This window comes from Bradyrhizobium sp. CSS354 (assembly GCF_029051725.1).
GTDB lineage: Bacteria > Pseudomonadota > Alphaproteobacteria > Rhizobiales > Xanthobacteraceae > Bradyrhizobium.
Genome location: NZ_JAACFU010000007.1, coordinates 206436 through 218680 on the forward strand (window position 1 = coordinate 206436; position 12245 = coordinate 218680).

Sequence of the window (12245 nt, forward strand, 5' to 3'; positions counted from 1 at the left end):
GGATGACATTATGGCGGCAGTAATCAAGAAAGTCGGCGTGATCGGCGCGGGGCAGATGGGCAATGGCATCGCTCATGTCGCTGCGCTGGCCGGCTTCGACGTGGTGCTCAACGACATTTCGACCGACCGCCTCAAGTCAGGCATGGCCACGATCAACGGCAATTTGACGCGCCAGGTCTCCAAGAAGGCCGTCAGCGAGGACGACAAAGCCAAGGCGATGGCGCGTATCGTGGCTGGCGAAAAGCTGGACGATCTCGCGGATTGCGATCTCGTGATCGAGACCGCGGTCGAGAAGGAAGAGGTCAAGCGCAAGATTTTCCACGATCTCTGTGCCGTATTGAAGCCGGAGGCGATCGTCGCCTCCGATACCTCCTCGATCTCGATCACGCGGCTCGCCGCCGCCACCGACCGGCCCGAACGCTTCATCGGCATTCACTTCATGAATCCGGTGCCGTTGATGGAACTGGTGGAGCTGATCCGCGGGATCGCCACCGACGACCAGACCTTCGAGGCGTCAAAGGAATTCGTCGGCAAGCTCGGCAAGCAGGTCGCGGTCTCCGAAGATTTCCCGGCCTTCATCGTCAACCGCATCCTGCTGCCGATGATCAACGAGGCGATTTACACGCTGTATGAAGGCGTGGGTAACGTCGAGGCAATCGACGCGGCGATGAAGCTCGGGGCGCACCATCCGATGGGCCCGCTGGAGCTCGCCGATTTCATCGGTCTCGATACCTGCCTGTCGATCATGCAGGTGCTGCATGAGGGCCTCGCCGACTCCAAGTACCGCCCGTGCCCCCTGCTGGTGAAATACGTCGAGGCCGGCTGGCTCGGTCGCAAGACCCAGCGCGGTTTTTACGACTACCGCGGCGCCAAGCCGGTTCCGACGAGGTAAGCCGGTCTCGTGCCCGGCTCTGCGGTGCGTCACTTCGTGCTGCGCCGGGTCCGGAACACGGACAAAGCCTACCTTGCGGCGCTTCGCGACAATTCATGTCCCGTTAACCGCTCGCCTCTAGGTTACGGCCGGTACGAGGGTTTGCGTAATGGACATGATGGCGATGGTCAGCAGCATGCTGGCCTCTCAGCAAGGCGCGCTGCAGTCGAATATCTCGGCGACGCTGATGAAGCAGAACGCGGATGCGGAGAAATCCACCGTCCTGACGTTGCTCGGCGCCGGACAGCCCTCGCTTGCCAATGTCGGCGCCGGCGTCGGCAGCAACCTCAACGTCACCGCCTAAACATCATCGCTTAGAACGACGCCGCGGCTTTGCCGGTCGCAGCCCGGATCAGCTTGAGCGCATCCTCGCTCGCCCATTCCGCCGGCCCCGCGATCGTCGCGATCTCGCAGCCTTGGGGATCGACCAGCACCGAGGTGGGCATGCCCAAAGCCCGGCCTATTGCCTTAAGATCCTGAAAAACCTTGGCTTTCTGGTCATTGAAATAGCCGAGCCTGATAAGATTGGCCTCTTTCAGGAACGTCTTGGGCTTTTCGGGGTCGCGGGTGTCGATATTGATCGCCACCACCTCGAAATTCGGGCCCGAAAGCTTGCCCTGGAGCTCGTCCAGCGCCGGCATTTCCTTGCGGCAGGGCACACACCAGGTGGCCCAGAGGTTCACCAGCAGCGTCTTGCCGCGGAAATCCGACAGCTTCTTCGGCTTGCCGTCGGCGTCCTCGAAGGCCAGGTCCGGCAGCTTCAGCGGTGCGCTCGCCATGGTCAGCGCCGCCACCTCGCCATGGGCGAGCGGGGCGATCTTCCGTGCGGTGTTCACCGCCGCCCGGCAGGCGGGATCGCCGGATGGGGCCCGGCCCAGGCCCAGCCCGTACAGCACGGCAAAGCCGGCCAGGCCCCCGACCACCACGGTGAGGATGACGACGGGGATACGGCGCGTGGCCGACCGTGCTGTCCGTTGGTCGAGCCTATCGTTGGGGTCGAGCATATCGTTTGTCATCCGGTCGCAGATATGGCTATCAGAGGCCTCTTAATACGGCTGGCAGCCGTCAGCAAACGTGCGGCGGCGACAGGCAAGGCGTGAGCAGGGGATCATGAGCAACAAGATGTGGGGCGGCCGGTTCTCGGAACGTCCCGACGAGATCATGGAAGAGATCAACGTCTCCATCGACGTCGATCGTCACCTCTTTGCCCAGGACATTGCCGCGTCCAAGGCCCACGCCGCGATGCTGGCCACGCAGGGCATCATCACGGCCTCTGATGCGAAAAATATCGGCAAGGGTCTAGACACGATTTTGTCAGAGATCGGCAAGGGCGGCTTCGAGTTCAAGCGCGCGCTCGAGGACATTCACATGAATGTGGAGAGCCGCCTGTCCGAGCTGATCGGCCCCGCCGCCGGCCGCCTGCACACCGCGCGCTCGCGCAACGACCAGGTCGCGACCGATTTCCGTCTGTATGTCCGCGATGTCCTCGATGAGACCGACGCCGCGCTCGCCGCGTTCCAGCAGGCGCTGGTGGAACGCGCGCTGGAGCATGCCGGAACGGTCATGCCCGGCTTCACGCACCTGCAGACCGCGCAGCCGGTGACCTTCGGCCACCATCTGCTCGCCTATGTCGAGATGGCCGCGCGCGATCGCGGCCGCTTCCAGGACGCGCGTAAGCGGCTGAACGAATCCCCGCTCGGAGCTGCAGCGCTCGCCGGCACCTCGTTCCCGATCGACCGTCACGCCACGGCGAAGGCGCTCGGTTTTGATCGTCCGATGGCGAACTCGCTCGATGCGGTCTCCGATCGCGACTTCGTGCTGGAGACGCTGTCAGCGGCCTCGATCTGCGCCGTGCACATGTCGCGCTTTGCCGAGGAGATCGTGATCTGGACCTCGCCGCTGGTCGGCATGATCCGTCTCAGCGACAAGTTCACCACGGGATCCTCGATCATGCCGCAGAAGCGGAATCCTGACGCCGCCGAGCTGGTGCGCGCCAAGACCGGCCGCGTCATCGGCGCGCTCAATGGGCTGCTGATCGTGATGAAGGGACTGCCGCTCGCCTATCAAAAGGACATGCAGGAAGACAAGCAGGGCGCCATGGAGGGCTTCGCCGCGCTGTCGCTCGCGATCCGCGCCATGACCGGCATGGTCCGGGATCTCGTGCCTGATGAAGCGAAGATGAAGACGGCCGCAGGCGAGGGCTACGCCACCGCGACCGATCTTGCCGACTGGCTGGTGCGGACGCTGAAGATGCCGTTCCGCGAGGCCCATCACGTCACCGGCCGCATCGTCGCGAAAGCCGCCGAGGGCGGCGTGGCGCTGCACGAGCTGCCGCTGAGGGAGATGCAGGCGATCGAAGCGAAGATCACGAAAGACGTGCTCGGCGTGCTCTCGGTCGAATCGTCGGTGAAGAGCCGGACCAGCTTCGGCGGCACCGCGCCGAAGAACGTGGCGTCGCAGGCCAAGGCCTGGTTGAAGCGGCTGGAAAAAGAGCGAAAATTGGGCTGAGGGGCAAAATTTCGCTTATGTTTCATGGCCATCCGGGTCTCGCCAGAGCGCGCCAATCTCTGTATGGTGCGCCGCGCGTAGTGGGGATTTCGTCGTGACGTCAAAGTTTCGCCCGGCCAGCTCGGGGTGGGCCATCATTGTCTTGAGCCTGACGGCGCTCGCGCTTGCCGGCTGTGGCCGCAAGGGCCCGCTGGATCTGCCGCCGACCGCCTCCAGCGCGTCCACGGCCAACGTCGCGCCGCCGACCGACACCGAGACCGAAGCCCAGAGGACGCCGAGCGTGTTCAATCCCACCTATGGCGCCGACGCCGCACCGGCGGCGACCAAGGGCAGGAAGAAACCGTTTATCCTCGACCCGCTCCTGGACGAAAGACCCAGCCGATAGGCTGGGGCAACTGAGCCAACGCCATGAACCATTTTGACTATCGCAACGGCGTGCTGCACGCCGAGGCGGTGAACCTGTCCGAGCTGGCCGCAGCCGTCGGCACGCCGTTCTATTGCTATTCGACCGCAACGCTCGAGCGGCACTATCGCGTTTTCGCCGACGCTTTCGCCGGCGAGAAGGTGCTGGTCTGCTACGCCATGAAGGCGAACTCCAATCAGTCGGTGCTGCGCACGCTGGCCAAGCTTGGGGCCGGCGCGGACGTGGTCTCCGGCGGCGAATTGAAGCGCGCGCTGGCTGCCGGCATCCCGGCAAGCAAGATCCTGTTCTCCGGCGTAGGCAAGACGGAAGACGAGCTGCGCGCTGCGCTGGCTGCCGACATCCTCTGCCTCAACGTCGAATCTGAGCCCGAGCTCGATCTGCTGTCGCGCGTTGCGACCGAGACGGGCACGACCGCGCGGATCTCGATCCGGGTCAATCCAGACGTCGATGCCGGCACGCACGCAAAGATCTCGACCGGCAAGTCCGAGAACAAGTTCGGCATTCCGATCGCGCATGCTCGTGAGGTCTATGCCCGCGCCGCAAAGCTGCCGGGCATCGAGGTCACAGGCACCGACGTGCATATCGGCAGCCAGATCACCGACCTCTCCAAGATGGAGATCGCGTTCCGCATCCTCTCCGAATTCGTGCAGACGCTGCGCGCCGACGGCCACAACATCTCGCATGTCGATTTCGGCGGCGGTCTCGGCATTCCCTATTACATGGACCGCGAGGCGCCACCGGCGCCCGACGCCTATGCCGCCATGGTCAAGCGCGTCAGCCACAATCTCGGCTGCACGCTGATGTTCGAGCCGGGCCGCATGATCGTCGGCAATGCCGGCATCCTGGTCGCCAAGGTGATCTACGTGAAGCACGGTGACGGCAAGAATTTCGTCATCATCGACGCCGCCATGAACGATCTGATCCGTCCGACGCTGTACGAAGCCCATCACGACATTCTGCCGGTGACGCAGCCTGCGAAGGGTGCGGCCACGATCGCGGCCGACGTCGTCGGCCCGGTCTGCGAGACCGGCGACTACCTCGCGCTGGATCGCACGCTACCGACGCCAAAGCCCGGCGACCTCATCGCCATCATGACCGCCGGCGCCTATGGCGCAGTGCAGGCCGGCACCTACAATACGAGGCCGCTGGTGCCCGAAGTGCTGGTGAAGGGCGCCCAGTACGCGGTCGTGCGTCCGCGCATCGAGGTCGAGCAACTGATCGCGATGGATACGCCGGCGCCCTGGTTGTAATTGTGTGATCGTCCACGATGAGCGCAGCTACCGCTGCGCCCATCGCTGCATTGATTCCTATTTCTTGAACCGGTCCCTGATCGCGGCGAGGCCGGAATCATAGACGCCGCCGAGGGCATCGATCGCGTCCTTCTCCCGCCCCGGGTCGGGCGTGTAGATGCCGGTCCATGTCACCACCGACGCGCCTTCACCCTTTGCCGTGACCTTGATGGTCGACTTGTACTGGCTCACCGGCAGTGGGCTCGACAGGAACGCGTAGGAATAGCTGTAGTCTTTGTCGTTCCGCGCAGTCTGCGTCTCCACGAACGAGGCCTTGCCGTCCCTGGTGACGAGCGTCCGGGTTGGCGGCGACTTGCCGTCCGTAATGCACTGCCCTACCGGCGGCAGCCAATCCTTGATCGCGCAGAACGGCCCGATGACGGACCACACCTCGGCCGCAGCACCGCTGACCTCGATGTTCCTCGTCAGATTGGCTGCGGACGCCGGCATGACGCCGACGCCCAGGCCGAGGGTGCAAATCGCGGCGCTGCGAACCGAAACGAGCAATCTGGAAGCCGCTGAATCGTATTTCTTCATGGTAATCTCCTGTGTCCGGCGGGCCGTGATTGCGGCGGCCGGCTTGCGAATGCCGGTCGAATAGACGCTCACCGCGGCCCGCGGCCAGTTCAGAGAATGAATCGCTGCTGATACAGAAACTGAACTAGGAAGCCGCGCGCATCGGCCCTAAGGTTCCGCTCTCGCTTGTCAGGGAGGCCCGCATGACCATCGGCAGCTACAGGCAGTTCTGTCCGGTCGCGATGGCGGCCGAGATATTATGCACGCGCTGGACCGTCGTGCTCCTTCGCGAACTCATTGCCGGTTCGACGCGCTTCAACGAGCTGCGCCGCGGCGTTCCGCGGATGTCGCCTGCCTTGCTCTCTCAACGTCTCAAGGAGCTCGAAGCCGCCGGCATCGTTACGCGCCGGGCATCGGCTTCCGAGCGCGGTATCACCGAATATCTGCTGACCACAGCCGGACGCGAACTCGGCCCAATCGTGGAGGCCTTCGGCATCTGGGGCCAGCGCCGCATCGAGTCGGATCTGTCGCTTCAGCATCTCGATGTCCAGCTGTTGATGTGGGACATGCGGCGGAATTTGAACACGACGCCGATGCCGACCCGCCGCAGCGTGCTGCAGTTCGCGTATCCGGAATTGCCTTCGACGCAGCGATTGTGGTGGCTGATCGTCGATCCTGACGACTGTGTCGACCTCTGCTCGATTGATCCCGGTTTCGACGTTGACCTTTACGTGTCGGTTGATCTGCGCACCATGACGGCGATCTGGATGGGACTCGATACCGTGCGCGCGGCCGTCGCAAGCCGGCGCATGCTGCTCACCGGCGACCGGCAGCTTGCCGCGGCCATGCAAAGCTGGCTGGGCCTCAGCCCGTTCGCCAAGGAACGCAAGCTGGCGAGCTGATCCAGGGCGGCGCATTCAGTATTTGTATCGCCCCGCTACAGTTCCCGTACTGGCGAGCCCGCGCCGTGTTCTGGCACCCAAGTGATGCCCGCGTTGTATCAACGCGGAGCTGAACTCGAGCCAGGAGACACGACATGACAGCGTATCTGATCGCGGACATCAAAGTGACTGACGGAAAGTGGGTGCCGGACTACGCAGCGTCCGTCCACGAGCTGGTGCATAAGCACGGCGGCAAGTACCTCTCGCGCAGCGGCAATGTGAAGACGCTGGAAGGTGCGCCTTTAGATACGTCGCTGATCGCGATCATGTCGTTTCCCACGGCGAAAGCGGCGGAGTCCTTCGTCACTGATCCCGCCTACGGCCGCTTCGCGGCAGCGCGCAGGGGCGGCAGCGAAAGCCGCTTCCAGTTGATCGACGATACGGACTTGGCCGGCACGATCCCCTATCTCGCCAAGGCTTGAACTGCGTCTTCGTCAAAAACTCGGCCGCAGGCGCAGTCGTGCCCGGCCAACACAGGAGATTGGAATGAATGATTCACTCGCCGGCGCCGGCCTGCCTCGTATGTTTTTCGCAGCTTGCAGCGTGGCCTTCCTGATCGGATTGTCCGGCGCCGCGTCGGCCCGGGTCACGCGGTGCGACATTACGTGGGTCAGCTGCAACAACACCTCTGCGAAATGCTCGAGCGAGAGACGGTGCATGCGCAGGTGCGACGAGAAATATATCAAATGCAGTGGGGGCTCGGCCTCCCTGCAACTCGAGCAGCCGATCGACCTTCTGGAATTTGGCAGACGCCGCTCGTAACAGATCGATCCAAGGAGGACAGCGCAGCGCCCGTCGTCGGCGCTGCGTTCTCGTGTTGGTGCTAGCTGGGCGGCCTGCCGCCAACCACAACACCCGCCTTCTTCTCGATCGGCTTGATCGCCGCGGTGAAATCGGATTCGGCGCCTTCCGCGCTGATGACCGTCTCCCACAACCGGCCGACCGCATCCGCGACCTCCATCGACAGGCCGAGCTGCTTCATCTCCTCCAGCGCCAGCCGCACGTCCTTCACCATCAGTCCCGTGGCGAAGCCGAAGTCGAAGCTGCGCGGCAGCACCGAGCGCGGAAACTTGTCGCGGCTCGCGGTGTTCATGCCGGAGCCGGCATTGATGACGTCGATCATCACGACGGGATCGAGCCCCGCCTTGACGCCCATCACCACCGCTTCCGAGGTCGCAACGATGGCCGTGGCCGACAAGAAATTGTTGGCGAGCTTCATAGTCTGCGCCGCGCCGGGCTTCTCGCCGATGAAGAACACTTTTCCGATGATGTCGAGCGCGGGCTTGAGCAGCTCGAACTCGGTCTTCGGCCCCGAGACCATCACCGCCAGCGTGCCCTTCTCCGCGCCGCCGACGCCGCCGGAGACTGGGCAGTCGACCTGCACGATGTCATGCTTGGCGAGCAGGCCGTGAATCTTCACCGCCATCGCCGAACCGACGGTGGAGAGATCGATGAAGCGTTTTACGCGGCTCCCCTCGATCACACCGTTCGGCCCCGTCGCAACCGCGAGCGAAGCCTGCAGCGAGGGCAGGCTCGCCATGACCGTCTCGACCTGGTCGGCGACGTCCTTCGGCGAAGTCGCCGCACTGGCGCCGCGCGCCACCAGCTTGTCGACGACCTCCTGGCGCGTGTCGAACACGACGAGCCGGTTGCCGGCCTCGATCAGCCGCCGCGCCATCGGGAAACCCATGTTTCCGAGGCCGATGAATCCGATGTCCATGGTGCTTCCTTGTGTTGAATATTCGTTGTTGTTGATCGGCGCGCTTCCATCCTCGGTGTCGTCCTGGCGAAAGCCGGGACCCACTACCCCAGGGAGAGGTTGTGGCGCGAAGTGGCAACTCCGAGTGCCCGTAACCACACCTGCCGGTGGCTATGGGTCCTGGCTTTCGCCAGGACGACATGGGGACGTCGCGGCCCCGTCCCTCACACCGGCCCCCCCTCACGCCTTGCCGTCGATCTCCGCGAACACCTCGCGCGCGATCCGAAAGCTGTCGACCGCAGCCGGCATGCCGCCATAGATTGCGACCTGCATCAGGATCTCACGGATCTCGTCGCGGCTGACGCCGTTGGTGAGTGCGCCCTTCAGATGCGCGCGGAATTCGTGCTGACGATTGAGGATCGCGATCATCGCGATGTTGAGCATGCTGCGGGTTTTGCGCGGCAGCTCCTCGCGGCCCCACACCGTGCCCCAGCAATATTCGTTGAGCATCTCCTGGAACGGACGGTTGAAGTCGTCGACGGTCTTCAGGGCGTTGTTGACATAGGCCTCGCCCAGCACCGCTTTGCGGACTTCCAGGCCCTTGTCGTGCATCTTCTTGTCCATGGCGTTTCCTTTGCTTCTCTTGCGTTTTTCTTGGCTGGCGGCGCGGAAATTACGGGGTTGCGGCGTGCCAGTCACGTCCTCGTGTTATGCGGGAAAAGGGGTGTCTCCCGTACAGGAACGGATGCCTCAGTGCTGCCGTTGTGGTACGCTCCTCTACCGGGCAACCTGGAGAGTTGATTGAGCGGCGTCACCCCCGACCCGTCAGACCCGATCCGCGATGGCGACGCTCTGTCGCGGCTGAAGCTGGCGCAAGCCCTGCAGCGGGCCACTTATGCCATCGCGTGGGAGCGTGCCTGGCCGAATTTGGCGCGGCTTCTCACTGTCGTCGGCCTGTTCCTGGCGGTCTCCTGGGCCGGCCTCTGGCTGGCGCTGCCGTTCATTGCCCGCGCCATCGGGCTCGTCGTTTTCGCCGGCATCGCGATTGTCGTCCTGTTCCCGTTGACTCGCTTTCGCTGGCCGAGCCGCGAGGAGGCGCTGGCGCGGCTCGACCGCGGCTCCGGCATCCGTCATCGGCCGGCCACCACGCTAACGGATACGCTGAGCTCGCAGGACCCGGTTGCGCAGGCCTTGTGGCGGGCGCAGCGCGAGCGCACGCTGGCTTCGATCAAGCGCATCCGCGCTGGTCTGCCGAAGCCCCGGCTCGCTCTGCATGATCCCTGGGCGCTGCGCGCGCTGGTCATGGTGATGCTGGTTGCGACCTTCTTCGCGGCCGGCGACGAGCGCGCGATGCGGCTCGGGGCCGCCTTCCACTGGAACGGCATGCTGGCGCCGACGAATGTTCGCGTCGATGCCTGGGTTACGCCGCCGCTCTACACCGGCAAGCCGCCGGTCATCCTGTCGGCTGCGAACAAGGAGGCAGCCGCGCTGCCGGCCAGCGGCCCGCTTGCCGTTCCCGCAGGCTCGACCCTGATCGTTCGCTCCTCCGGCGGCAGCCTTGATGTTGTCGTCTCCGGGGGTCTCAAGGAAGTCGCGCCTACCGAAGCCGCGCCCAAGGGCACCAACGAGAAGCATTTTGCCATCAGTGGCGACGGCACCGCGCATGTCCGCGCGCCCTCCGGCCAGCCGCAATGGGCGTTTGCGGCAACGCCGGACCGTGCGCCGACGATCGCGCTGGCCAAGGATCCCGAGCGGCAGGCCCGGGGCGGACTCCAGCTCACCTACAAGATCGAGGACGATTACGGCGTCACCGGCGCCGACGCGCAAATCGGCCTGCGTCCCGCCGATGCCAAAGATGGTGTCAAGGATGGCAGCAAGGAGGCCGACACCAAGAGCGCCGCGCGGCCGCTATTCCAGCCTCCGCAATTTCCGCTCGTGCTGCCGAATGCGCGCACCCGCAACGGCGTCGGCCAGACGGTGAAGGACCTCAGCGAGGATCCCTATGCCGGCGCCGACGTCACGCTGACCCTGACCGCCAAGGACGAGGCCGGCAACGAGGCCAGGAGCGAGCCCTTCAACATGCGCCTGCCCGAGCGGCTGTTCACCAACTCGCTCTCGCGCGCGCTGGTCGAGCAGCGCCGCATCCTCGCGCTCGACGCCAACAAGAATTCGGATGTCTACGCCGCGCTCGATGCGCTGATGATCGCGCCCGAATTGTTCACTCCGGATGCGGGCTGCTATCTCGGCCTGCGCAGTCTGGCGCAGCAGCTGGAAGCCGCCCGCACCGACGACGCGCTGCGCGAGGTGGTGGGAAGCATGTGGGCGTTCGCGGTCACCATCGAGGACGACGGTGTCGCCGGCAGCGTCAACGCCGCGCTACGCTCGGCGCAGGATGCGCTCAAGCGGGCGCTGGAACGCGGCGCCAGCGAGGACGAGATCAAAGCGCTGACGCAAAAGCTTCGCGAGGCGATGGCCGGCAAGGTGCGCGATCTCGCCCGGCGCGCCGAGCAAAATCCGCTTGGACCGCGGCAGCCATTCCCGGCAGAGGTTCAGCTCATCCTCGACAAGTCCGTCGAGCTGAAACAAAAGACCCAGAGCGCCACGCCCGAGCAGCTCGAAGAGCTGGCTAAGCAGCAGGACGCATTGCGCGAGCAGCTTCAGGCCTATCGCAAGTCGGCGAACAACCGGGCGAAGGCGGGCAACGACGGGGCCAACCAGTCGACGCGAGACCGTAAATGCGGAAGCTAGCACGCGTGCCACTCTTGAAGGCGATCTCGATCGCCTGCCTCGCCTTCCTGTTGGGAGGCGTCTCGCCCGTGGCTGCCCAGCAGGATCAGGATGTCGATGCCCTGCTCGATGGCGCTGAAAAGGCGATGCAGGATTCCGGCGACAGTCTCAGGCAGAAGGAATCCGGCAAGAGCCTGAACAATCAATCCGATGCGATTCAGAAGCTCGAGGACTACAAGCGTGCGACGGAAAAGAGCCAATCCTCCAATCGCGATCGTTCCGTCATCACGCAGCGCGACCTGGACGAATTGCTGAAGCAAATCGAGAAGGCGGCGCGCGAAGGCAATAAAGAAGCGGCCCAGCGCATGCTCGAGCAGCTCGCGCAGATCATGGAAAACCTCCAGATGGCGCAGCCCGGGCAATCCGGCGACAGCGACATGGAGCAGGCGCTCAACGAGCTCAGCGACATGATCCGCAAGCAGCAGCAATTGCGCGACAAGACTTTCAAGCAGGGCCAGGATTCCCGGCGTGAGCGCTCGCGCGGCAAGCAGCAGGGCGACCAGTCGATGTCGGACCTGCAGCAGGATCAGCAGTCGCTGCGCGATCGCCTGAAGAAGCTGCAGGACGAGCTCGCCAAGCGCGGCCTCACGCAGAAGGGGCAAAAGGGCCAGAAGAGCCAGGGCCAGAAAGGGCAGAAGGGTCAGCAGGGCGAGCAGGGACAGCCGGGCCAGGATGGCGATCAGGACGGCGACCAGGGCGATGACGACGGCAGTCTGGACGCCGCCGACGGGGCCATGGGCGATGCCGGCTCGCAGCTCGGCGAGGGCAATTCGGACGGTGCCGTGGACTCGCAGGGGAAAGCTCTCGAGGCCTTGCGCAAGGGCGCGCAGAAGATGGCCGAGGCGATGCAGCAGGGCGATGGCGACGGGCAGGGCGATGGTCCCGGCAACCGTGCCGGCCGCCAGCAGAGCGGCGGCAATCAGACCGATCCACTCGGCCGCCCCCTTCATGGCCGCGATCTGAGCGACGACTACACGGTCAAGATCCCCGGCGAGATCGACGCCCAGCGCGTCCGCCGCATCCTCGAGGAGCTCCGGCGCCGCTTGGGTGATAGCTCGCGCCCGCAGATCGAACTCGACTACATCGAGCGGCTGCTGAAGGATTTTTGAGTTCTCTGTCATCGCCCGGCTTGACCGGGCGATCCAGTACT

Annotated in this window: 13 protein-coding genes; 9 read left to right on the plus strand and 4 right to left on the minus strand. The window is 64.5% G+C overall.

Translation table 11 applies throughout. From position 1 onward, the window contains the following. Window positions 1-10: 10 nt before the first annotated feature. On the plus strand, window positions 11-892 hold the full coding sequence (locus tag GWG67_RS19290) for a 3-hydroxybutyryl-CoA dehydrogenase (RefSeq protein WP_007597339.1): 882 nt from the start codon (window positions 11-13) through the stop codon (window positions 890-892). A gap of 148 nt (window positions 893-1040) precedes the next feature. Further along, a complete protein-coding gene (locus GWG67_RS19295) occupies window positions 1041-1235 on the plus strand; it encodes a hypothetical protein (RefSeq protein WP_007615312.1) in 195 nt (64 codons plus the stop codon). A 10-nt stretch (window positions 1236-1245) separates the two neighbouring features. On the opposite strand, the gene GWG67_RS19300 is transcribed toward GWG67_RS19295, so the two are convergent. Then, complete coding sequence (locus GWG67_RS19300; protein WP_275171083.1) at window positions 1246-1935, minus strand: TlpA disulfide reductase family protein; 690 nt, start codon at window positions 1933-1935, stop codon at window positions 1246-1248. Between the two features lie 106 nt (window positions 1936-2041). Between GWG67_RS19300 and argH the strand changes: the two genes are divergently transcribed. The 3 genes from argH (at window position 2042) to lysA (ending at window position 5113) form a co-directional block, all read left to right on the plus strand. Beyond that, entirely contained in the window at window positions 2042-3439 is a 1398-nt protein-coding gene (gene argH, locus GWG67_RS19305; RefSeq protein WP_275170927.1) for an argininosuccinate lyase, read from the plus strand. Window positions 3440-3533: 94 nt separating this feature from the next. Then, on the plus strand, window positions 3534-3824 hold the full coding sequence (locus GWG67_RS19310) for a lipoprotein (RefSeq protein ID WP_275170928.1): 291 nt from the start codon (window positions 3534-3536) through the stop codon (window positions 3822-3824). Between the two features lie 23 nt (window positions 3825-3847). Next, window positions 3848-5113: a diaminopimelate decarboxylase gene (gene lysA / locus GWG67_RS19315; RefSeq protein ID WP_275170929.1), complete on the plus strand. Its 1266-nt coding sequence runs from the start codon at window positions 3848-3850 to the stop codon at window positions 5111-5113. A gap of 57 nt (window positions 5114-5170) precedes the next feature. Here lysA and GWG67_RS19320 read toward each other — a convergent pair whose 3' ends face one another. Then, window positions 5171-5689, minus strand: coding sequence for an SRPBCC family protein (locus tag GWG67_RS19320; RefSeq protein ID WP_275170930.1), 519 nt, complete (start codon window positions 5687-5689; stop codon window positions 5171-5173). Window positions 5690-5871: 182 nt separating this feature from the next. On the opposite strand from GWG67_RS19320, the gene GWG67_RS19325 reads away from it, so the two are divergent. Next, entirely contained in the window at window positions 5872-6570 is a 699-nt protein-coding gene (locus GWG67_RS19325; RefSeq protein ID WP_275170931.1) for a helix-turn-helix domain-containing protein, read from the plus strand. Window positions 6571-6704: 134 nt separating this feature from the next. Continuing rightward, window positions 6705-7031, plus strand: coding sequence for a DUF1330 domain-containing protein (locus tag GWG67_RS19330; RefSeq protein ID WP_018453248.1), 327 nt, complete (start codon window positions 6705-6707; stop codon window positions 7029-7031). Window positions 7032-7432: 401 nt separating this feature from the next. On the opposite strand, the gene GWG67_RS19335 is transcribed toward GWG67_RS19330, so the two are convergent. Both GWG67_RS19335 and GWG67_RS19340 read right to left on the minus strand, forming a co-directional pair. Further along, window positions 7433-8329, minus strand: coding sequence for an NAD(P)-dependent oxidoreductase (locus GWG67_RS19335; RefSeq protein WP_275170932.1), 897 nt, complete (start codon window positions 8327-8329; stop codon window positions 7433-7435). Window positions 8330-8548: 219 nt separating this feature from the next. Continuing rightward, window positions 8549-8932: a carboxymuconolactone decarboxylase family protein gene (locus GWG67_RS19340; protein WP_007597318.1), complete on the minus strand. Its 384-nt coding sequence runs from the start codon at window positions 8930-8932 to the stop codon at window positions 8549-8551. A 177-nt stretch (window positions 8933-9109) separates the two neighbouring features. Between GWG67_RS19340 and GWG67_RS19345 the strand changes: the two genes are divergently transcribed. Then, complete coding sequence (locus GWG67_RS19345; protein WP_275170933.1) at window positions 9110-11056, plus strand: TIGR02302 family protein; 1947 nt, start codon at window positions 9110-9112, stop codon at window positions 11054-11056. Next, window positions 11044-12204 (plus strand): DUF4175 family protein, encoded by a 1161-nt coding sequence (locus GWG67_RS19350; protein WP_275170934.1) that lies wholly within the window; start codon window positions 11044-11046, stop codon window positions 12202-12204. The genes GWG67_RS19345 and GWG67_RS19350 overlap by 13 nt, the downstream gene beginning before the upstream one ends. The last annotated feature ends 41 nt before the right edge of the window (window positions 12205-12245 follow it).